Source organism: Sediminicola sp. 1XM1-17, assembly GCF_037203765.1.
In the GTDB taxonomy this organism is placed as follows: Bacteria; Bacteroidota; Bacteroidia; order Flavobacteriales; family Flavobacteriaceae; genus Sediminicola.
The window spans coordinates 474,303-495,811 of the sequence record NZ_JBBCAS010000002.1; the positions used below are offsets into that span (position 1 = coordinate 474,303).

The 21,509-nt window shown below is 40.1% G+C and carries 22 protein-coding genes; 11 read left to right on the top strand and 11 right to left on the bottom strand.

What is annotated here, in order from left to right; all coding sequences use genetic code 11:
- Positions 1-49: 49 nt before the first annotated feature.
- On the top strand, positions 50-577 hold the full coding sequence (locus WAA86_RS05135) for a SixA phosphatase family protein (protein WP_337299909.1): 528 nt from the start codon (positions 50-52) through the stop codon (positions 575-577).
- Here WAA86_RS05135 and WAA86_RS05140 read toward each other — a convergent pair.
- On the bottom strand, positions 574-1,320 hold the full coding sequence (locus tag WAA86_RS05140; protein ID WP_337299910.1) for a DUF6503 family protein: 747 nt from the start codon (positions 1,318-1,320) through the stop codon (positions 574-576). The two genes, WAA86_RS05135 and WAA86_RS05140, sit on opposite strands and share 4 nt — an antisense overlap.
- A gap of 113 nt (positions 1,321-1,433) precedes the next feature.
- Between WAA86_RS05140 and smpB the strand changes: the two genes are divergently transcribed.
- Positions 1,434-1,895, top strand: coding sequence for an SsrA-binding protein SmpB (gene smpB, locus WAA86_RS05145; RefSeq protein WP_337299978.1), 462 nt, complete (start codon positions 1,434-1,436; stop codon positions 1,893-1,895).
- 29 nt (positions 1,896-1,924) lie between these two features.
- Here the strand turns inward: smpB and WAA86_RS05150 are convergent, their stop codons facing one another.
- Entirely contained in the window at positions 1,925-2,566 is a 642-nt protein-coding gene (locus tag WAA86_RS05150; protein WP_337299911.1) for a protein-L-isoaspartate(D-aspartate) O-methyltransferase, read from the bottom strand.
- Between the two features lie 237 nt (positions 2,567-2,803).
- Between WAA86_RS05150 and WAA86_RS05155 the strand changes: the two genes are divergently transcribed.
- The 9 genes from WAA86_RS05155 to WAA86_RS05195 all read left to right on the top strand — a co-directional run bounded on the left by WAA86_RS05155 (position 2,804) and on the right by WAA86_RS05195 (position 11,790).
- Complete coding sequence (locus tag WAA86_RS05155) at positions 2,804-3,769, top strand: Gfo/Idh/MocA family protein (protein ID WP_337299912.1); 966 nt, start codon at positions 2,804-2,806, stop codon at positions 3,767-3,769.
- A gap of 101 nt (positions 3,770-3,870) precedes the next feature.
- Positions 3,871-4,758, top strand: a complete 888-nt coding sequence (locus tag WAA86_RS05160) for a 3-hydroxyacyl-CoA dehydrogenase family protein (RefSeq protein WP_337299913.1) — start codon at positions 3,871-3,873, stop codon at positions 4,756-4,758.
- Between the two features lie 8 nt (positions 4,759-4,766).
- Positions 4,767-6,002, top strand: a complete 1,236-nt coding sequence (locus WAA86_RS05165) for a DUF1015 domain-containing protein (protein ID WP_337299914.1) — start codon at positions 4,767-4,769, stop codon at positions 6,000-6,002.
- 44 nt (positions 6,003-6,046) lie between these two features.
- Positions 6,047-6,706 carry a YggS family pyridoxal phosphate-dependent enzyme gene (locus tag WAA86_RS05170; RefSeq protein WP_337299915.1) on the top strand — a complete coding sequence of 220 codons (660 nt, stop codon included), beginning with the start codon at positions 6,047-6,049 and terminating at the stop codon, positions 6,704-6,706.
- A 38-nt stretch (positions 6,707-6,744) separates the two neighbouring features.
- Positions 6,745-8,106, top strand: a complete 1,362-nt coding sequence (locus WAA86_RS05175) for an exonuclease domain-containing protein (RefSeq protein WP_337299916.1) — start codon at positions 6,745-6,747, stop codon at positions 8,104-8,106.
- A gap of 50 nt (positions 8,107-8,156) precedes the next feature.
- On the top strand, positions 8,157-8,996 hold the full coding sequence (locus WAA86_RS05180) for an ion transporter (RefSeq protein WP_337299917.1): 840 nt from the start codon (positions 8,157-8,159) through the stop codon (positions 8,994-8,996).
- A complete protein-coding gene (miaA, locus tag WAA86_RS05185) occupies positions 8,996-9,907 on the top strand; it encodes a tRNA (adenosine(37)-N6)-dimethylallyltransferase MiaA (protein WP_337299918.1) in 912 nt (303 codons plus the stop codon). Before WAA86_RS05180 ends, miaA begins: the two co-directional genes overlap by 1 nt.
- Before the next feature lie 2 nt (positions 9,908-9,909).
- Positions 9,910-10,422, top strand: a complete 513-nt coding sequence (locus tag WAA86_RS05190) for a gluconokinase (RefSeq protein ID WP_337299919.1) — start codon at positions 9,910-9,912, stop codon at positions 10,420-10,422.
- A 30-nt stretch (positions 10,423-10,452) separates the two neighbouring features.
- On the top strand, positions 10,453-11,790 hold the full coding sequence (locus WAA86_RS05195) for a GntP family permease (protein ID WP_337299979.1): 1,338 nt from the start codon (positions 10,453-10,455) through the stop codon (positions 11,788-11,790).
- A 51-nt stretch (positions 11,791-11,841) separates the two neighbouring features.
- Here WAA86_RS05195 and WAA86_RS05200 read toward each other — a convergent pair whose 3' ends face one another.
- From WAA86_RS05200 to coaBC, 9 genes are all read right to left on the bottom strand, one after another.
- A complete protein-coding gene (locus WAA86_RS05200) occupies positions 11,842-12,552 on the bottom strand; it encodes a response regulator transcription factor (RefSeq protein ID WP_337299920.1) in 711 nt (236 codons plus the stop codon).
- Positions 12,553-12,561: 9 nt separating this feature from the next.
- Positions 12,562-14,142 (bottom strand): sensor histidine kinase, encoded by a 1,581-nt coding sequence (locus WAA86_RS05205; RefSeq protein ID WP_337299921.1) that lies wholly within the window; start codon positions 14,140-14,142, stop codon positions 12,562-12,564.
- A gap of 85 nt (positions 14,143-14,227) precedes the next feature.
- Positions 14,228-14,809 carry a dephospho-CoA kinase gene (coaE, locus tag WAA86_RS05210; protein WP_337299922.1) on the bottom strand — a complete coding sequence of 194 codons (582 nt, stop codon included), beginning with the start codon at positions 14,807-14,809 and terminating at the stop codon, positions 14,228-14,230.
- Positions 14,806-15,765, bottom strand: coding sequence for a CdaR family protein (locus WAA86_RS05215; protein ID WP_337299923.1), 960 nt, complete (start codon positions 15,763-15,765; stop codon positions 14,806-14,808). Before WAA86_RS05215 ends, coaE begins: the two co-directional genes overlap by 4 nt.
- 3 nt (positions 15,766-15,768) lie before the next feature.
- Positions 15,769-16,776 (bottom strand): glycosyltransferase, encoded by a 1,008-nt coding sequence (locus WAA86_RS05220; protein ID WP_337299924.1) that lies wholly within the window; start codon positions 16,774-16,776, stop codon positions 15,769-15,771.
- Between the two features lie 68 nt (positions 16,777-16,844).
- Complete coding sequence (locus WAA86_RS05225; protein WP_337299925.1) at positions 16,845-17,657, bottom strand: enoyl-ACP reductase FabI; 813 nt, start codon at positions 17,655-17,657, stop codon at positions 16,845-16,847.
- A gap of 52 nt (positions 17,658-17,709) precedes the next feature.
- Positions 17,710-19,362 carry a DNA repair protein RecN gene (gene recN, locus WAA86_RS05230; protein ID WP_337299926.1) on the bottom strand — a complete coding sequence of 551 codons (1,653 nt, stop codon included), beginning with the start codon at positions 19,360-19,362 and terminating at the stop codon, positions 17,710-17,712.
- A 57-nt stretch (positions 19,363-19,419) separates the two neighbouring features.
- The gene (gene porD / locus WAA86_RS05235) at positions 19,420-20,310 is read right to left on the bottom strand and encodes a type IX secretion system protein PorD (RefSeq protein WP_337299927.1); all 891 of its coding nucleotides are present in this window, start codon (positions 20,308-20,310) and stop codon (positions 19,420-19,422) included.
- Entirely contained in the window at positions 20,303-21,508 is a 1,206-nt protein-coding gene (gene coaBC / locus WAA86_RS05240) for a bifunctional phosphopantothenoylcysteine decarboxylase/phosphopantothenate--cysteine ligase CoaBC (protein ID WP_337299928.1), read from the bottom strand. The genes porD and coaBC overlap by 8 nt, the downstream gene beginning before the upstream one ends.
- Position 21,509: the final 1 nt, after the last annotated feature.

Consider the following 21,509-nt stretch of genomic DNA (forward strand, 5'->3'; position numbering starts at 1 on the left):
TAATTTTAGGTACTTATTAAGATAGTAGTAAATAATACGCATAATGGTTATGAAAATAAAAAAGCTTTTGGTTCTAGTTCTTTGTTTCTCCTTTTTTATAGGTTGCAAAGAAGAAAAGGTTGTTGAACAACCCATGGAAAGCGTGGTAACAACATTTTATTTGATAAGGCATGCCGAAAAGGATAGAAGCAATCCGGACAATACCGATCCTGAACTGAACCAAGACGGATTGGGACGTTCCATACGTTGGGCCGAGGTTTTTGATCTGATTCCCTTGGACGAAATATACTCCACGGATTATGAAAGGACCACCATGACTGCAGCCCCAACAGCAGTAAAAAAAGAACTGACACTAAAATACTACGATCCAAAAGATCTTGATGTAGATCAGTTCATCGTGGATAACATGGGGAAAAATGTATTGATTGTAGGACATAGCAATACCACCCCGGAATTCGTGAACAAGCTCATTGGAAGTCAAAAGTATGAGGAGATTGATGATTATGACAATAGCAATCTTTTTATCGTCCAAATTGTAAATGGCATCCCAACGGACATCAGACTTAAGATCAATTAATCCAATCGATCCACGGCTACATTGTTCAACTCTATTTTTGATAATAGTTCCAGCTCGCCAGATTGGTATTTGGCACCAATCTGGTCTATGGTGGTTGCATCGTCCTTAGGTTTGTAATTTTCATAATCTACAAACCTTATCCCATTGACAAAGCGCTCGTTATAAGCGGCCCTAAAACGGACGCCTCCATCATTGACATGAAAATCATAGGCCAGATAATCTGGTTTAAAAGTCTCCTTATTGATCCAATACAGATAAGTGTCCTCAAAGTCATCTCCTCCCCCAGCTTGCTCAAAGGTTACCTTTATCTTATAGTACTCCTTCCCTTTAATGGTTTCTGTCTCCAAAAGTGTTTTATTCACTGCAGGATCATTTAGTCCGTAAGGCAGTTTTACAAAATAATGAACGGAGTTAACGGCATTGTCATAGGCATTGGCAACGGTATCGTGCAGCACTTCCAGATTACCGTCAATATAGCGTTCAAATTTAGTGCTGGACTTTATATCCTCTACCTTCTTGCCGTCTACCTCAAAGATGCGCTTTAGTACGCCCTTGTTCCCAATTCCCTCGGATATATAGTGCTTATCCCTAAAATCAAAGGAAACTTTGCTCGAGGGATACAATTCACCACCACTAACCACTATGGCCTTGTCCACAATATTTTGTGCGGTTAAAGTTTCCTTCTTTTGCTCTTTGCATGAAATCACAGCACAAACCAATAAGAGAATCAATACGTTTTTCATAATTCTAAAGTAATGAAAATAGTTATTATCAACATTTAGGACAAAGGTTGGCAAAATAATTCTAAATCCTATAAATGGATTATTCTTTTATTGTTGTTACTTTTGTGGGTGCTATGCAGAAAAACATCAATATAAAGAATAAGAAAGCCAAGTTCGAATATGAGATTTTGGATACGTACGTTGCCGGAATAGTCCTTTCGGGAACCGAAATAAAATCTATTCGACTTGGAAAGGCATCCATATCTGAAAGTTTCTGTGAATTCAATGATCAATCCGAGCTTTTTGTGATCAATATGCAGGTGGATGAATATTCCCACGGAAGCCATTACAACCATAAGCCAAAAGCTGAGCGTAAGTTATTGTTACAAAGAAGGGAGCTTAAAAAGCTAGAGAAAGAAGTCAAGACTTCTGGACTCACCATAGTACCTTTAAATCTTTTTGTCAATGACAATGGATTGGCCAAACTAAAGATTGCACTGGCCAAGGGTAAAAAATTATACGACAAAAGGGAGGTTATCAAAGAAAGGGATACCAAACGTAATTTGGACCGGATCAAGAAAAGTTTTAACAACTAGAGACCCATAATTATTCCCGGTGATTTGCTCTAGTTTTTGTCCTCCAACAAGGGCACGAACCTAAAGGAACCATATTCCTTTTTTTCAAATTCCAATTCGGATTTTCTTATGAACAAGGTCATGACCTGATCATCCGTTCCAACAGGAATCACCAATCTTCCCCCAATTTTTAATTGGGCCATCAGTGGTTTGGGGACATAGGGGGCCCCAGCGGTAACCACTATGCCATCAAACGGAGCTTCCTCCGGTAATCCCTTGTAACCGTCACCGAATATCATTTTTTTGGGGCGGTATCCCATTTTTTTGAAAAAGATGTTGGTTTTTTTAAACAGCTCCAATTGCCTTTCAATAGTATATACTTTTGCTTTTAATTGCAACAAGGCTGCCGTTTGATATCCACTTCCCGTACCAATCTCCAAAATTTTATGGTTGGGGCTTACTTCCAAAAGTTCGGTCTGGAAGGCTACGGTATAGGGATGGGAGATCGTTTGGTCAGCACCAATGGGAAAAGCCTTATCCTGATAAGCGTGATCTTCAAAAGTACTATCTAAAAATAAGTGGCGGGGTATGGTGCGTATTGCCTCCAATACTTTGTGGTCTACAATTCCTTTTTCAGCCAGAATATCGGCCAATTTATTGCGCATTCCACGATGTTTAAGGGTATCTTTCAAAAGTCTGGTTTTGGGCTACGAAGTTAAAAAAAAGGATGGCTATTCTAATGGAGCATCTTAAAAAGTTATCCATAGCCTTATAAAAAAGACACCTCTTGAAATTTTGCAAACAACATCTAGGTTACAGGTGTTAGCACGCTCTGCATCTAAAACTCCCATTGTGAATTCCTTAAAACTACGTATCAATTTTCATGGAAGAATCGTTTCATATCCTTATTTTTGACAAAAACGAATTATATGCTCAAGGTTGGAGTTCTGGGAGCAGGACATTTAGGAAAAATACATTTGCGCCTTTTAAATGAATCCCAAAAATATGAACTGGTAGGATTTTTTGACCCAGATGCCATCAACGGCAAAAAAGTAGCGAATGAATTTGGATACACCTATTTTGACAATATCAATACACTAATTGATGCGGTAGATGTCGTTGACATTGTCACCCCTACCTTATCCCATTTTGATTGTGCCAAAAAAGCCATGGAAAAGGGAAGGCATGTTTTTATAGAAAAACCAATTACCAACACCTACGAGGAGGCAGAGGAACTTTTGAACCTTGAAAAAAAATTCGGGGTAAAAGGTCAGGTAGGTCATGTGGAGCGATTCAATCCTGCGTTTTCGGCTGTGAAGGATAAGATACAGAACCCAATGTTCATTGAGACCCATAGACTGGCCGAATTCAATCCAAGGGGAACAGATGTTCCCGTGGTTCTAGATCTGATGATACATGATATTGATGCCATCCTTAGCGTTGTACAATCTGAGGTAAAACAGATCAATGCCAGTGGCGTATCTGTGATCAGTAACTCCCCTGACATTGCCAATGCTAGGATAGAATTTGAAAATGGCTGCGTTGCCAACCTTACGGCGAGTCGTATTTCATTGAAGAACATGCGCAAATCCAGATTCTTTCAACGCGACGCCTATATTTCGGTTGACTTTTTGGAGAAAAAAGTAGAAGTAGTCAAAATGAAGGATGCCCCGGAAACACCTGGGGATTTTGACATGGTCTTACAAAATGCCGAAGGTGAGAAAAAACAGATCTATTTTGAAAATCCCACCATAGCTGCGAACAATGCCATATTGGATGAGTTGGAGACCTTTGCAGATGCCATTAACAACAATACCACCCCTGTGGTTTCCTTATATCAGGGAACCCAGGCCTTAAAAGTGGCCTTGCAAGTAATAGACTCCTTTAAAAAGTAAAAAAGTACAGCGAGGGCCAACACTGGCCCTTCGGGACTTGATTGACAATCAACAGGGCCGAAAATATTTAAAAAATAACAATAAAACACTAAAATTAAAGCATGAAAAATATAGCAGTTATAGGTGCTGGGACCATGGGCAATGGAATAGCCCACGTTTTTGCCCAAAATGGTTATAAGGTAAACTTAATCGATATTTCCCAATCGTCATTGGACAAAGGAATGTCGGTTATTGAAAAAAACCTGGACAGAATGGTTTCCAAAGGATCCATTGCTGAAGGAGTTAAATTGGACACCCTTAAAAACATCACCACCCATACTGTGCTCAATGAGGGAGTAAAAAACATGGACTTGGTAGTGGAAGCTGCCACTGAGAATGTGGAGATCAAATTAAATATATTTAAGGAACTGGATCAGGTCTGTGGTCCGGATACCGTGCTGGCCACCAATACCTCCTCTATTTCCATCACCCAGATAGGGGCCGTTACCAATAGACCGGACAAGGTCATTGGAATGCATTTTATGAACCCTGTACCCATCATGAAATTGGTTGAAATCATCAGGGGTTACAATACCTCCGACAAAGTTACCAAGGATATTATGGAACTGTCCGAGAAATTGGGCAAAACACCAACAGAAGTAAACGATTACCCTGGATTTGTGGCCAATAGAATTTTAATGCCCATGATCAATGAGGCCATTGAAACTCTTTATAACGGTGTTGCCGGAGTTACCGAAATTGATACGGTTATGAAGCTGGGAATGGCACATCCGATGGGGCCATTGCAATTGGCGGATTTTATAGGATTGGATGTGTGTCTATCTATATTAAATGTCATGTACGATGGATTTAAAAATCCTAAATACGCACCTTGTCCCCTCTTGGTCAATATGGTAATGGCAAAAAAATTAGGCGTCAAGTCCGGAGAGGGATTCTATGATTATTCTGAATCCAAAAAAGCGGAAAAGGTATCCGTACAATTCATTTAAAATAATTTATGGCCATCATCAAGGCTTTTAGGGCCATTAGACCAGCAAAGGATAAAGCGCCTTTTTTGGCATCTCGTTCCTATGAGGATTATACCTCTAAGGAATTGAATGCCATACTCACCTATAATCCTTTTTCGTTCCTTCATATTATCAACCCCGGTTTCAAATTTGACAAAAAGGTGTCCGGAGGGGAACGGTTAAGACTTATACGCAATAGGTATTTGGAATTTTTGGAGGATGAAATCCTGATCAAGGACACCGTTCCCTCTTTTTACCTGTATAAAATAGAAAAGGAAGGTTTTAGTTCCTGTGGTTTATTCTGTGGTACCAGCGTTGAGGATTACAAAAACAATGTCATTAAAAAACACGAGGATACGATAAAACATAGGGTCAACCTTTTTGCGGTATATCTAAAAAATGTGAGTTTTAATGCCGAGCCGGTTTTGATGACCTATCCTGACAATGAGACTGTGGGAAAAATTATCAACGAAGTAAAGCGTAGTGAGCCCGAATACCGATTTTCAACTACCGATAAGGCGACCCATTCCCTTTGGACCATAACCAAAGAGAGCGACATATTGAAATTACAGGACGAGTTCAGTAAAATTGACTCGCTTTATATTGCCGATGGACATCATAGAAGTGCTTCTTCCATGATATTTGCCGATAAATCCAAAAAAAGCAATCCATCACATACTGGTGATGAACCCTACAATTATTTTATGAGCTATCTGATCCCTGAGTCAGAGATCAAGATTTTTGAGTTCAATAGGATGGTAAAAGACCTGAATGGACTTACCAAAGAAGAATTTCTGATTGCATTGGACACCTATTTCAAGATTGAAAAGAAGGGCAATGTATTATACAAACCTCTGGAAAAACACCAATTCAGTATGTATTTGGATGGTGAATTTTACGCCTTACAATTGAGAAGGCAAATATTCAAATTCACGGATGCCCTGAGTAGACTGGATACCCAAATTCTATACAAAACAATCTTGGAACCCATCTTGGGCATATCCGATCTCAGAAAGGACAAAAGAATAAAATATGGTTTCGGCAAGAACAACATCTTCAACATGAAGGATGAAATAGATAAAGGTAACTTTATGGTTGGTTTTGGAATGGTCCCTGTATCTATTGAAGAGCTGAAGGATATTGCCGATGCAGGATTGGTAATGCCGCCAAAAAGTACCTATATTGAGCCTAAAATAAGAAGTGGCCTTACCATATATGAACTATAGTTTGCGTTTTACTCTTCTTACATTTGAATAAAGAAATCAAGAGAATGGCTATCAAAGAAAACTTAGAGGAAATCCTTGGATCCATCCCAAAAACTGTAACTTTAGTTGCGGTGTCAAAAACAAAACCTGATCAAGATCTTCAAGAGGCCTATGATGCAGGACAGCGGGTTTTTGGAGAAAACAAAATACAGGAAATGACCCAAAAGTGGGAGAACCTACCCAAGGATATCCAATGGCACATGATTGGACATGTACAGACCAACAAGGTAAAATATATGGCGGAATATGTATCCTTGGTGCATGGGGTGGATAGCCTTAAACTGCTCAAGGAAATTGACAAGCAGGCGAAAAAGCACAACAGGATTGTTGACTGTCTTTTACAAATGCATATAGCCGAGGAAGACACCAAATTTGGATTGGACGATGCCGAACTTCGGGATCTACTTTCTTCGGAAATATTCGGGAAATTAAAAAACGTGCAAGTTGTTGGACTCATGGGCATGGCCACATTTACAGACGATAAAAATCAAATCCGTAGGGAATTCAAGCAACTTAAAAAGCAATTTGACACCTTGAAGGAAACACTGCCAAACATACATACTCTTTCCATGGGAATGAGCGGAGATTATGAAATAGCCATTGAGGAAGGAAGTAACATGATCAGGATTGGGAGTAGTATTTTTGGAGCACGGAACTACCAATAAAATTAATAGCAATTATTGACCCATAAGGGTAAAGGAAAATGTACGTAATACTCGATATAGAAACTACTGGCGGCAAGTATAATGAAGAGGGAATCACTGAGATTGCCATCCATAGATTCGATGGACACGAAGTAGTGGATCAATTTATAAGCCTGATAAATCCCGAGAAGGAAATTCAACCGTTCGTCGTAAACCTGACAGGCATCAACAACAAGATGTTACGGACAGCACCCAAGTTTTATGAAGTGGCAAAACGTATTGTCGAAATAACATCGGATGCCGTAATTGTGGCCCACAATGCCCAATTCGATTATCGTATTCTACGCACAGAATTCAGAAGGCTTGGTTTTAACTTTGAACGCAAAACCCTTTGCACGGTCGACCTATCAAAAAAACTGATACCAGACCAGGACTCATATAGTTTGGGGAAATTGGTACGTTCCCTGGGTATCCCAGTGAGCGATCGTCACCGGGCGAATGGGGATGCCTTGGCGACCTTAAAATTATTTAAGCTCCTATTATCCAAAGACAATGACAAATCCATCGTTAAAGAGATTACCAAGGCAGAGTCCCTTGGAGAACTCTCCCCTACCCAATTGGATATTGTGGAACAACTCCCTTCTGTTCGCGGCGTCTATTACATGCACAATAAGGACGGTGAAATAATATTTCTCGGCAATTCCGGAAATTTAAAAAAGAGGGTAAACCAACATTTTACAAGTGACGGCTCCAAAGCCAGAAGAATTCAAAAAGAAACAAAAACCGTCACGTTTGAACGTACAGGGAGCGAATTGGTGTCACTATTAAAGGAAAACGAAGAATTACAAAGGAACAAACCCAAATACAATACCTATTCCAAGAGAAAGCTATTTTCTTATGGGATCTATAAACGGACCGATCCCAACGGATATTTTACGCTGAGCAGCGAAAAGATCAATCCCGGACCTGGACTGGCAGCTACTTTTAACAGCATACATGCTGCCCAAAATTTCCTTTATAAGATAACAGAAGAATTTCAACTCTGCGATAAATTAAATGGTATTTCCCAAGCCAAGACCAATTGTTCAAAATATACCTCAGGAATATGTTTGGGAGCATGCATACAAAAAGAAGAGGCCCCTTCTTACAATAAAAGGGTTGCATTGGCCTTAGAAACCTATTCCATTGCCAACAAGAATATGATTCTAATAGATAAGGGCCGAGAAATAGGAGAAAAAAGTGGCATTCTGATAAAAAATGGGGTTTTTAAAGGATTGGGTTTTTTTGATTTAAATTATCAAATCAACAAGATCCAAATTATGGAAAACATCATTACCCCAATGGAGGATAATCCCAATACCACCTTTCTAATCGAATCACATCTTAGAAAGGGAAAAATAGCCAAAATTGTTCCCTTGTAAACGTCCCCTTATTTAGTGCACTTTTATTATTTTTACTAAAAAGCAATCTTTTGAGCCACCAACCCAACCTTTCCAAAAAATGGAAAAAAAAGATCCATGAAGTAATCTACGGGACCCACACCCCTGCTGGCAAACTTTTCGACATTATCTTATTGATCGTTATTGTTTACAGTATTATCATTGTGATGCTGGAAAGTGTCCCTTGGATAGATGAACAATATCACACTTTTCTGAATATATCTGAATGGACCGTTACCATTCTATTTACATTGGAGTATATTTTAAGGATCATATGCATACGCAAGCCCAAGATCTATATCTTCAGCTTCTTTGGTATCGTTGATCTGTTGTCCACACTACCAAAATACCTGTCCCTTTTATTCGTAGGATCTCAATATCTTACAGCGTTTAGAGCGTTGCGACTCTTGAGGATTTTTAGAATCCTAAAATTGGCGCGTTTTGTTGGGGCATCCAATAATCTGGCCAGAGCCCTTAGTGCAAGTAGGTCCAAAATTTTAGTATTTGTTTTTTTTATCATTGTAATTTCTGTTCTTCTAGGTACTGTCATGTATATCGTTGAAGGACCTGAAAACGGATTTAACAGTATTCCACACAGCGTCTATTGGACCATCGTAACATTGACTACTGTAGGATATGGGGATATTTCTCCACAAACACCTTTGGGACAGTTTCTGGCTAGCCTAATTATGATCATAGGTTATGGCATTATTGCCGTTCCCACTGGAATCGTTTCTGCCGAGTATACCAGTGAGATGAATAAAAGAAATGTCGTCGACAAAGGAAGGGCATGTGCCACATGTGGTACCGAGGTCCTAAGGAAGGATGCTGATTTCTGCAGGATCTGTGGCAACAAATTAACGGATGATTAATGGCGGATAAATGGCTTATTTCCATTATAGGACCCACTGCTATAGGTAAAACCTCCTTGGCAATAAAACTTGCCCAGCATTTTGGTACAGAGATCATATCAGCCGATTCTAGGCAGTTCTTTAAAGAAATGTCCATCGGTACTGCGGTCCCCTCCAAAGAGGAGTTGGCAGCAGCAAAACACCATTTTATCCAGAATATCAGCATTTTTGATCCTTATTCGGTTGGAGATTTTGAAAGGGAAGCTATTTCTCTCCTTCAAAAATTGTTCTCTATTAATGACATTGTTATCATGGTTGGGGGAAGCGGTCTTTATATAGATGCGGTAACCAAAGGCCTTGACAAATTCCCCGAGATTGACCCTGCCATCAGGACGCGATTAAATGAGCTTTTAAAGGTGGTAGGAATCTCTGCACTTCAAAAACAATTGTCCGACCTGGACCCTGAATACTATCAGAAAGTAGATATAGATAATCCGCACAGGTTAATCAGGGCTCTCGAAATATGTATAGGTGCCGGAAAGCCATTCTCCTCCTTTTTGGACCAGGAAAAAGACCCAAGGGAATTTAAGACGCTGAGTCTTGGCATAGATGCAGATCGCAAAATAATTTATGACAGGATCAACCAAAGGGTAGACCTTATGGTAAAAGCAGGATTGTTGGAGGAAGTTAAGTCACTTGAACCCTACAAATCCCTGAATGCACTGCAAACCGTTGGTTATAGGGAACTTTTTAAATATTTTGAGGGTGATTGGACTTTGGATTTTGCCATTTCCGAAATTAAAAAGAACAGCAGAAGATTTGCCAAAAGGCAATTGACCTGGTTTAAAAAAAATGAAGAAACCATTTGGGTAAACTACCAAGAGGATATAAAAGACATCGTTGAAAAAATTAATCAGAAAATCACTTCATAGACATGAGTTCAGATATTGGATATATTCTATTTGTCATGGGCGTATCCGGCTCGGGCAAATCTACCATAGGAAAGTTATTGGCAGAGGCCTTGGACTATCCATTTTTTGATGGAGATGATTTTCATCCGGAATCCAACATAAAAAAAATGAGTGCTGGTGATCCGCTTACGGATGAAGACCGACATGGATGGTTGTTAGCTTTAAATGAATTGGCAAAAAAACAACTGGGAACAGGGGCCGTTATTGCCTGCTCCGCCCTAAAGGAAAGTTATAGAAACCTCCTACAAAAAGATATTGACAATAACGTACACTACATTTATTTGAAGGGGTCTTTTGAAGATATCCTTTATAGGCTGAAACAAAGGAAAGGTCACTTTATGCCCATGGAATTGTTACAATCCCAATTTGATCTGATGTCCCCCCCTAAGGATGCCATTGAGATAGATATCAATCAAAGTCCCGATAAAATGGTCCGTTTTATTTTAAACGCCTTGGATAGATTAAAGGAAAACTAAATTGCCAATACACCAACCAAAATTATCATGATGGAAGCCCAACTGATCTTCGCCGTAATCCTAGGCATATCCGTACTCTTGTTTTTGATCTTAAAATTAAAAATCAATGCTTTTATTGCTCTTTTGATTGGAAGTATCTTGGTGGGGATTGCTGCTGGCTTGGATGCAGAAAAGATTATTGATACCGTTCAGGAAGGTATGGGGAACACCTTGGGATTCGTTGCAACGGTGGTAGGTCTGGGAGCCATGTTCGGAGCTATCTTGGAATATTCAGGAGGTGCCAAAACCATTGCCAATTTTATGATTTCCAAATTTGGCGTCCATAAAGCCCCATTGGCCATGGTGATTTCGGGCTTTCTAATCGCCATTCCTGTATTTTTTGATGTGGCCTTTATCATATTGGTACCCATGATCTATGCCCTTCAAAGAAAAACGCGAAAATCATTATTGTTATATGCCATCCCCCTTCTTGCCGGTTTGGCCATTACCCATGCCTTTATCCCTCCCACTCCCGGACCCATAGCGGTGGCCAATATTTTAGGGGCAGAATTGGGTTGGGTTATCTTCATTGGATTTATTGTGGGAATCCCGACCGCACTTGTTAGCGGACTGGTATTTGGAAAGTTTATTGCAAAAAAAATTCATGTGGAGGCACCCGCAGCAAATGAAAAAGATGAGCAAACTGGACTTCCCAATGCGGGAATCACTTTTTGGATCATTAGTGTACCCATAGTTTTGATTTTGCTCAATACAGTCTTGAACAGTGATTTGGTGGCATTGGAAAACAAGACCTTGAAGAATATCATAACCTTATTGGGTCACCCCTTTAGCGCCCTTATTATTGCCAATATCCTAGCTTGGTATTTTTTTGGTATAAGACGGGGCTATAGTAGGGATAAGCTATTTAAGATCACCACAAAATCTCTGGAACCGGCAGGGACCATTATTCTCCTTACGGGTGCAGGTGGCGTTTTCAAGCAAATGCTCACCAATACGGGAGCCGGTGAATTATTGGCGACCTCCTTGAGCGAGGCCGGCATACCCTTATTGGCCTTTGCCTTCATTAGTGCTGCCATCGTAAGAATCATTCAAGGCTCCTCGACTGTGGCCATGATCACTGCCGCCGGATTGGTAGCTCCACTTTTAACCAATAACGTGCTCAATGGTCCGCAATTGGCCTGTATGGTGATTGCAATAGCTTCCGGCGCAAGTATTTTCTCCCATGTGAACGACAGTGGTTTTTGGTTGGTAGGTCAGTATTTGGGCATTACTGAAAAAGAAACATTCAAATCATGGACCATGATGACCACCATTCTCGCCTTGACAGGTTTTCTAAGTGTCTTGATAATCAATCAATTTTTAAAATAAAAAAACCGTTCAGATTGCTGAACGGTTTTTCGTCAAATTTCCTTACGGTACCTATTCTTCAGATTTTACAACCAATCTGAATCCTTCACCATGAATGTTCAATATTTCCACATTCTCATCCTTTTTCAGGTACTTACGAAGTTTAGCGATATACACATCCATACTTCTTGATGTGAAATAGTTATCATCCCTCCATATTTTGGTCAGGGCCAATTCCCTTGGCATTAGGTCGTTCTCGTGCAACGCCAATAAACGCAACAATTCATTTTCCTTTGGAGAAAGCTTGATGGCCTCTTCTTCCTTGTATTTCAAAAATCGTAGTTTGGAATTCAATTGGAAGCCTCCTATGTTGAACTCAAACTTTTTGCTGTCAGCGAGTCCGTTGGATGCCTTTCTCTGCAAAATGGCTTTTAGTTTCATAAGCAATACCTCAGAGTCAAAAGGTTTGTTCAGATAATCATCAGCTCCTGCCTTATATCCTTTTAGCACATCCTCCTTCATGGTTTTGGCGGTTAGGAATACTATGGGAACATGTTCGTTTTTTTCCCTTATTTCCTTAGCCAAGGTAAAACCATCCTTGTATGGCATCATGACATCCAGAATGCAAACGTCAAAATTATCTTTTTTAAATTTTTCAAAACCTTCCATTCCATTTTTTGCCAAGACAACATCGAAGTCGTTCATGGTCAAATAATCTTTGAGTACGATACCAAAATTAGGATCGTCTTCAACCAAAAGTATTTTCTTATTCGCTGTTTCCATATTCATTTTTTAAATTAAAGGTAGTTTTATATAGAAAGTACTTCCTTTACCTTTTTCACTTTCTGCATACACCTCACCCTGGTGATCTTCAATAATTCTTTTTACATAGGCTAACCCAAGGCCGTGGCCCTTTACGTTGTGAATATCACCCGTATGTTCCCTATAAAATTTTTCAAATACCTTTTTAAGGACAGCTTTGCTCATCCCAGAGCCTTGGTCCTGAATTTTAATAATTATATAATTTTTTGCCAACTCCGTAAATACATCAATCTTTGGTGCATTAGGTGAGTATTTAATGGCATTATCCAAAATATTTACAACAACATTGGTAAAGTGCATATCATTAGCCAATACATCGGACCGCTCAGCGTCCAAATGGGTTTTGATATAACCGCCCCTATCATCAACAATGAGTTCCACATGGGCAATGGCGTCATGGATAATCTCATGGGCATCAATCCTATCCTTACTAATATCCAATTGATTTTTTTCCAGTTTGGAAATCCTAAGAACATTCTCCACCTGCGCATGCATTCTTTTATTCTCATCCCTGATCATCTGAAGGTAACGCATTACCTTTTCTTTATCTTCTATGATTTTAGGGTTTTTGATAGCCTCAACTGCCAAATTGATTGTAGCAATAGGGGTCTTGAACTCATGGGTCATATTATTGATAAAGTCGGATTTGATCTCGGAGATCTGTTTTTGTTTTATCAGTTGATATATGGCACTTGAGTAGGCCACCACAATGACCAATGTAAAAACAAGGGACAAAATGGCCATCCCAAGAATGGAACTGATCAAGAACTTTTTCTTTTTGGGAAAAGAGATCAAAAGAGAAAAGTCCGTCATGCCCTCACTGTCCCCGAAAATGGGTGCCTCATAGAGGGTACTCCCCACAAATTTAAATTTCCTGGATCTTACCTTTGTTGGCAACCCTTTACTGTATACCCCGTATTCATAGTCAATATCTATCCCACGGTTTTGCAGCTCACGATCCAAGATTAATTCTATTTCTTGCTTGGTTACCCTTTTATGTATGGGTACTGTTTTGGCATACTCCCTAAAAACATCATCGAACTGTGCTTTCTCAATGGAGGAAAGACCGCCGATTTTCTCCAAGGTTTGAACCGGACTAAGCTTAAATGCCTTACCATCCAAACCGAAGTCCTCCCTAAAAATTGTTTTGGTACGTTTGCTCGTAAAATTTTTCAGGGTCGTACTATCGGTACCTATGTCATTGTCAAAGAACGTTGATGCCACACTGTAGTCCTCTTCTAAAATTCCATGTGAATAAAAGAGTACTTCGTTGGAATTGACATCCCTATCTACAAAAAAGAAATTCCTAAAATGTGAATCTTTGGGCTTGCCAAGACTATCCTTGAGGTTCACATACCTATCCGAGTAGTCCTTTATCTCCCTATCCTCTATCTTCTCCGTTGCCTTGGTTAAAACCTCAGAAACCGCATTTGAAAACTGCTCCTCTTTATCATCAACTGATTTCTTGATCCAATACCCCTGGACAAAAATAATGCCCACAAGGGACAGGCTCATCAGGATAACAAGGAGTACGAATAACTTCTTGTTCATTAGCGTAAAATTAGAAATTTAACATTTAGTGGATTGTACGTTTAACCTAAACTTAACAAAAATGTTAAAATTTAAGTCGTAAGGCCTATTCCTTAAGGAAAACCTGATGAATTTCCTGTACTTTTCTCTTGGTATCCTCCAAGTCGATATTATGAATGACATAAGTGGCTAGCGCCATCTTAGCTGCCTCATCCCATTGGTTATCCATTCTGGACAGAACATCTTGCTCTTCTACCTTATCCCGGGCCATGACCCTATTTATCCTAACCTCCTTGGGGGCCGTTACCAACACCGTGGCATCATACCTATCTTGCATCCCATTTTCAAATATAATTGCCGCCTCCTGAACCACATATGGATGATCCTGATCCTTTACCCATGAGTGGAAATGCTCCTTTACCGCAGGATGGACTATCGCATTCAATTGACTTAATAGATTCTTGTCCGTAAATACCTTTTTGGCAATATATTCCCTATTTAAAATTCCCTTTTGGTATGCTTCCCCTCCAAAAATCGAAATAATCCCATCCTTGATATTTTCCGAAGTGTTCATGAGAAGTTTTGCCTCTTTATCGGAATTGTATACGGGAACTCCCATGGCCTCGAACATTTTTGCCACCGTGGACTTCCCACTGCCAATACCTCCTGTAAGTCCAATTAGTTTCATTGTCGTTTCAAAATATATTCCACTTCCTTCTCCATGATCTTACAATCGAAAAGTCCCACTGGTTTGTTTACCAATTTTAAAGTAATCAAAGAGGATTTGGTGTCCTTTACGGTATTATAATCTGCCACCACCCTAAAATCAGCGGCTTTTACATTTTTTAAACTCTCTATCTTTCCCTTACACAGAACAGATACCTTATTGGGAAATGTTTTTATTTCCATGTCCTGATCAAGGTTGGTAACTTCCACTGCCACCTCCAGAATTTTTTCTGAAAAGCGGGCTACCTTTCCAGAAATGGCCACTTCACTTGATGAATACCTCGTATCCAATAAAGCCTTGGGTTTTATTAGCGCCAAGTTTACTGAAAAATCATCTTTCACATCTTTTTTGTTCACCGTTGAGGTCCTGACATTTCTAATGGTATCAATTTCATTCTTTGGTCCAAAAATGGTTACGTGCTCTGGCTTCATTTCCAAGGATCCGTCCAACATATAATTCTGTGCATAATCTATCCGAAGTCTCGATATTATCGGAACCTTCTTGGAATACAGTTTATACAGGGCAAAATATAAGGTATCCGTATTGTCAACATCGACCAGCGAAATGGATGACGGCAATTGGGCCTCTATCTGACTCACACAGGATTCCTGGGGCAAATAATATTTAGAACCTCTTTTTTTGATATAGGACAGGTCCAACTGAATTACTCTGGGACTGAAATTGTTCCGCAAGAACTGAAACCCGCTTGATTGGAGCTTTACCTGAAGCTCATCTTTGGAAGAACCTTTGAAGAGTAAGCTATCGGGAACATTTACATAATCCAACTTATAGGAAGTATTACTGGTATACTGCTCCGATAAGTTACTGACAAACCAAGCCAAACCAGAACACAACAAGAATAGTGAAAAGATTTTCACTTTGCGTTTCTGCAGTCCATTGTTTGTTTTTTTTACCACGCTTTACGTTGTCTTAAAAAATAGTTTAGGAAAAATTTCCTGGGGATTTTTGTTTGATGCATTAATTTTTAGGGTAGATTCCAAGAACCCCCTGCCATAACCATAAAATTGTATGGCCACAGCAACCATGGACAATATAGCAATCTCCAAATCCTTGTTCTTAATTAAAGAATCTATCAACAGAACAACAAAATAAAGGAGATATCCCAGTAACAAAAATGTATTCCCCATAAGGGCAAAGACCAGGGAAAACAAAAGTCCCAAACAAAAGACGGTAGGAAACCAATAGGTTATCTTGGCGGTACTAGGATGCCATTTATTGAGAATGGGCCTGACCATACCGAATTTATTCACTTGAATATAAAATTTTTTCCAATCGATACGCCTTTTATGGAATACATAGGCCTCATTGATCAATTTGGTCTGGAAACCTTTTTCCCAGATTCGTATGGTAAGGTCCGGATCTTCCCCTGGATGGATGTTGCCAAATCCGCTTGTAGCTTCAAAGGCTTTTTTTGAAATACCCATATTAAAACTTCTCGGCTGAAATTTACCTACAGCCTTTTTACCTCCCCTGATGCCTCCAGTGGTAAGCGTAGAGGTCATGGCGTAATTGATGGCCTTCTGTACCTTGGAAAACGACTCATGGGCAGTATCAGGACCACCATAGCAATCCACATATTCTTTTTTCAATGACCTGTAAGCCATTTCCAAATAGTCTGGCGGCAAAATACAATCAGAGTCCAAAACGATAAAATAGTTTCCCTTCGCATGGCGCATTCCGTAATTCCGGGAATCTCCTGGACCCGTATTTTCCTTTTTCAGATAGGTAATTGGAAGTTTGGATGCGTACTCCGCTATAACCTCCTCGGAACTCAAATTGGATCCATCTTCAACGATCACAATCTCATAAGGTTCCTGATAGGTTTGTGGCAATAGACTGTCCAACAGCTCCCTGATTTCATTAGGCCGGTTATATACAGGAACTATAAAGGAAAAAAACAAATCCATTTCTTTATTTTATAAACATAAAAAGCCATCCTTTTGAACGGGATGGCCTTATATCTATGATCGTAATATTACTTCGTAAATTGCTCTATAACCTCTTGACTGACCCCTGTATTGGAGAAACCCCCATCGTGAAATAAATTCTGCATGGTTACTTTTTTGGTCAAATCTGAGAATAAGGAGATGGTGTAATCCGCACAGTCCTGTGCAGTGGCATTGCCCAGTGGCGACATTTTATCGGCATAGCTGATAAATCCATCAAACCCTTTTACACCTTGTCCGGCTGTTGTTGGCGTTGGTGATTGAGAAATGGTATTGACCCTTACTTTCTTTTCTTTTCCAAAGAAGTATCCAAAACTACGGGCAACAGACTCCAAATACGCTTTGTTGTCGGCCATATCATTATAATCTGGGAATGTTCTTTGAGCGGCCATATAGGTCAAGGCCACAATACTGCCCCATTCGTTCATGGCATCCGCCTTGTAGAGCGACTGCATTACCTTATGGAAAGATAAGGCAGAAACGTCCCAACCTTTGGTAGTAAAGTCATATTTTTCATCTGTATATGCCCTTCCCTTACGAACGTTGACGGACATTCCTATGGAATGAAGAACAAAATCCAATTTTCCCCCAAGTATTTCAACAGATTTGGCAACAAGATTGTCCAAATCCTCCTCACTGGTTGCATCGGCAGGGATAATTTCTGAACCCGTCTTTTTTGCAAGTTCATTGATCTGCCCCATTCTCATGGCTATTGGCGCGTTGGTCAGAACAAAAGTTCCACCCTCTGCATGCACCCTCTCCGCTGTTTTCCAAGCTATTGAGTTTTCATCCAAAGCCCCAAAAATAATTCCTCTTTTACCTTTTAATAAGTTGTATGACATGTGTAATCAGTTTTCTAAGGTTGATATTTGATTCAAATATATTTAAAATAAGTTAATTCAACAGTTCTCTTGCATGGGCAATTGCAGAATCGGACATGGCCTTACCACCCAGCATCTCTGCTAATTCTGCCACACGCTCCTCTTTGGATAATTTTTTCATATTGGTATGGGTCTCCTGCTTATCTTCTTCCTTGTACACCTTAAAATGGTGATCTCCCTTAGAGGCCACCTGAGGCAGATGGGTAATGGAAAAAATCTGCATTCCTTGGCTCATCTCCTTCATGATGTCGCCCATTCTGGAAGAAATCTCACCGGACACCCCGGTATCGATCTCATCGAACATCATGGTCGGTAATTGCTCATACTTGGCCAAAATGGATTTTATGGTCAGCATGATACGGGACAACTCCCCACCAGAGGCAACTTTCTTTAAAGGACCAAAATCGGTTCCTTTGTTGGCCGAAAAAAGAAAAACCAAGGTATCCTTTCCTTTCTTTCCGAAAGTTATCGCCGGATGTATCTCTATTTTAAAGGTGGCACTCGGCATCCCCAATGAGACCAACATTTCTTCCAACTGCTGCTTAAGTAAAGGTACAACCTTTTCCCTTCGCTTTCTAAGAGTGACGGCTATAGCCTCCAACGCCTTATCCTGTTCTGTCAATTGGACTTGTTTTGACTTAATGGCCGATCCAACATTTTCTGTGGCATCTACCTTTTCGGACAATTCCTCCCTGATTGCGATTAATTCTGAAATATCCTGGGCCCCATGCTTTTTCAATAGGTCGTACAGCAATTGTAGTTTTCCATTGATCTGCTCCAATAATTGGGGATTGGCCTCTACATTCTCAAAAAAGTTCTGAAGTTCCGAAGAGATATCGTCCACCTCTATAAAAACAGATTGTATGCGTTCATTGAGTGCAGTAAACTGCGTCCCGAAAGATGATAATTTATTGGATATCTGTTTCAATTCGGTCAGTAAGGTGACCACTCCTATCTGTTCGTCATTGAGTAATTGGTTTCCTTTGGAAAGGTATTCCGTGATGGCCTCCACATTGCTCAACTGCTCATACTGCTCCTCCAATTCTTCCTGAATACCAACCTTTAAAGGGGCCGACTCCAATTCCTTCAATAAAAAGCTGTTGTATTCGTGTTCTTTGGTGCTGTTTTCCTGAAATTCCAAAAGTTTCTTTAACTCCTTGCTCGTTTCCAGGTACTGGGTCCGCTTATTTCCGTAGTCCTCTAGAATTTTCCCATTATCGGCAAGGGCATCTATGACCTTTAGCTGAAAATCGTCCTCGGTCATCTGCATAGTCTGATGTTGGGAATGAACATCAATCAGACAATCTCCCAAATAGGATAATATGTCCAATGTCACTGGAGAATCATTGACAAAAGCCCTGGACTTCCCACTGGGCAATATTTCCCTCCTTAAAATAGTCCTAGGTTCATAATCCAATTCCTTTTCCTTGAAAAAAGGTTCCAGATCATATTTCCCAATTTCAAATTCAGCCTCAACGATACATTTATTCTCCTTGTTCTTTAAGGAGGACAGATCAGCTCTTTTTCCCAAAACCAAAGACAGACCGCCCAATAAGATAGACTTACCGGCCCCTGTTTCTCCCGTAATTATAGTAAAGCCATTCGTAAACGAAACGTTCAAATGGTCTATTAAAGCGTAGTTTTTAATTGAAATTGTAGTCAGCAATGTTGAATAGATTATTGCCGTAAAGATAATTGATATTCCACTGGAAAAAAATGGAGGTCAATATTTTATTTCATTCCAAGTATTGGAATAAAATGGGGCAACCCTTGTCAAGGTCTCTTTGAGCTGTACCACGTCCATTTTGGGACCATCCGAAAAAATATCCTTGATCTCATCCGATTTGGCATCAAAAAAAGTCTGTATCAAAAATGCATTTGGACGTCTTTTGACCATGGTCTCCATTAATCTCATGGTTCCCGCGATCACTTGTTTCCCGGTACTGTTGTTGTCTGCCAAGATATCAAGGCCCTTTCTATGATAATTGTACATGGCAATGCGGTATTCCCTGAAGGTATTGGACAAAAGATTGTCCACCAATTCAAAACGCGTACGATCACTGGATGATTGGCTCCATCCCGTATAACTACTTCCCTGGGCCTGGGTTACTATATTTTGGGCTTTTCTAAAATATTCGTTTCCCCCTTCCAAAGCAAAAGTATCGGCATCCAATCCAAGCATAATATAAACATAGTAAGAAACGACCCCTACCAAATTGGAATCGAATACATTTTCGTTGTATACTAAAGGCTGGAATTCTATATATTCAAAATTGAATTGATTGTCCTTGTAATTGAATACTGGGCTTTCGTAAGAAGTATTATATACCGGCCTTGAGGATTGCAATTGAATACTTGCCTTGAACCTATTGGATTCAAACTCCGTTACAGTGATAAACATTCTGGCGTTAACCCGTTCACGTTCCTTATATACTTTGTTGGTCCATTTGTTTTTGTTCACAAAATCGTTCAAGGAGCGCTCCAGGGTCTTAAAAATCTGTTGATTGGTCTGCCCTACTTGGTCTGAGTTTATGGTGACGGTACAATTTAGTTCTTGGGCGTAAAGGGACAGGGTAAGCAGTGAACAACAAATTGCAAGTAAAAGCCTATGCATGGATTCTATTGATTATTTCATTCATAATATCCAACGCCACCTCTGCCTTGGTCTTTAATGCAAACGTTTTTATACTTGAATTCTTATCCATGAACGTAATTTTATTGGTTGCCTTTCCAAAACCGGCTCCTGAGTCATTCATGGAGTTCAACACGATGGCATCCAGATTTTTCCTAGCTAATTTGCCTTTGGCGTTTTCAAGTTCATTTTCGGTTTCCAGGGCGAATCCAACGAGAAACTGATGTTTCTTTTGTTCTCCCAAGGACAGGAGGATATCTTTATTTTTGACCAACTCCAAATTTAGATGATCGTCCTTTTTCTTGATCTTTTGATCTGCCACCACTTTTGGCCTATAATCTGAAACTGCCGCTGCACAAATAACGATATCCATTTGTCCGTAATGCGAATGGACCTCGGTGTACATTTGATCTGCAGATACGACCCTCACCAATTTGATAGCCTCATTTTGCACGTCCAGAGCCGATGGACCAGAAACCAAGATGACCTCAGCACCTTTGGAGGCAGCCGCTTTGGCAATCTCAAAACCCATCAAACCTGAAGAGTGGTTACCAATAAAACGAACGGGATCTATGGCCTCATAGGTCGGACCGGCGGTGATGAGCACCTTTTTCCCCTTTAGTGGCAAATCACTGGATAAAGTTTCCTTGATAAAGTGCAGTATATCTTCCGGTTCTGCCATTCGCCCTTCACCGTGAAGTCCACTTGCGAGCTCCCCTGATGTTGCCGGAATCATAATATTGCCAAAAGACCGCAACTTCTCGAACGAAGCAAGTGACGATGGATGCTTGTACATATCAAGATCCATTGCCGGGGCAAAAAAAACAGGGCACTTGGCCGAAAGGTATGTGGCCAAAAGCAGATTGTCACAAGTGCCATTGGCCATTTTTGAAAGGGTGTTGGCCGTTGCGGGCGCGATCACCATATAATCTGCCCAAAGTCCCAAATCCACATGATTGTTCCAAGAAATACTTTCCCCTTCTTCATGTACAAAGGAGGAAAGTACAGGATTTTTTGAAAGTGTGGCCAAGGTGAGTGGGGAAACAAAAGAGCTGGCACTATCTGTTAAAATCACTTTAACATTAGCGCCAGCTTTTATCAGTAAACGTACCAGAAATGTTGTTTTGTACGCGGCTATACCCCCGGTTATTCCTAGCAGGATATTCTTACCGCCCAACATA

Coding starts and splice junctions, on each gene's coding strand:
- WAA86_RS05135 (WP_337299909.1), top strand. CDS start 50: ATGAAAATAAAAAAGCTTTTGGTTCTAGTTCTTTGTTTCTCCTTTTTT.
- WAA86_RS05140 (WP_337299910.1), bottom strand. CDS start 1,320: ATGAAAAACGTATTGATTCTCTTATTGGTTTGTGCTGTGATTTCATGC.
- smpB (WP_337299978.1), top strand. CDS start 1,434: ATGCAGAAAAACATCAATATAAAGAATAAGAAAGCCAAGTTCGAATAT.
- WAA86_RS05155 (WP_337299912.1), top strand. CDS start 2,804: ATGCTCAAGGTTGGAGTTCTGGGAGCAGGACATTTAGGAAAAATACAT.
- WAA86_RS05160 (WP_337299913.1), top strand. CDS start 3,871: ATGAAAAATATAGCAGTTATAGGTGCTGGGACCATGGGCAATGGAATA.
- WAA86_RS05165 (WP_337299914.1), top strand. CDS start 4,767: ATGGCCATCATCAAGGCTTTTAGGGCCATTAGACCAGCAAAGGATAAA.
- WAA86_RS05170 (WP_337299915.1), top strand. CDS start 6,047: ATGGCTATCAAAGAAAACTTAGAGGAAATCCTTGGATCCATCCCAAAA.
- WAA86_RS05175 (WP_337299916.1), top strand. CDS start 6,745: ATGTACGTAATACTCGATATAGAAACTACTGGCGGCAAGTATAATGAA.
- miaA (WP_337299918.1), top strand. CDS start 8,996: ATGGCGGATAAATGGCTTATTTCCATTATAGGACCCACTGCTATAGGT.
- WAA86_RS05190 (WP_337299919.1), top strand. CDS start 9,910: ATGAGTTCAGATATTGGATATATTCTATTTGTCATGGGCGTATCCGGC.
- WAA86_RS05195 (WP_337299979.1), top strand. CDS start 10,453: ATGGAAGCCCAACTGATCTTCGCCGTAATCCTAGGCATATCCGTACTC.
- WAA86_RS05200 (WP_337299920.1), bottom strand. CDS start 12,552: ATGGAAACAGCGAATAAGAAAATACTTTTGGTTGAAGACGATCCTAAT.
- WAA86_RS05205 (WP_337299921.1), bottom strand. CDS start 14,142: ATGAACAAGAAGTTATTCGTACTCCTTGTTATCCTGATGAGCCTGTCC.
- coaE (WP_337299922.1), bottom strand. CDS start 14,809: ATGAAACTAATTGGACTTACAGGAGGTATTGGCAGTGGGAAGTCCACG.
- WAA86_RS05220 (WP_337299924.1), bottom strand. CDS start 16,776: ATGGATTTGTTTTTTTCCTTTATAGTTCCTGTATATAACCGGCCTAAT.
- WAA86_RS05225 (WP_337299925.1), bottom strand. CDS start 17,657: ATGTCATACAACTTATTAAAAGGTAAAAGAGGAATTATTTTTGGGGCT.
- porD (WP_337299927.1), bottom strand. CDS start 20,310: ATGCATAGGCTTTTACTTGCAATTTGTTGTTCACTGCTTACCCTGTCC.
- coaBC (WP_337299928.1), bottom strand. CDS start 21,508: ATGTTGGGCGGTAAGAATATCCTGCTAGGAATAACCGGGGGTATAGCC.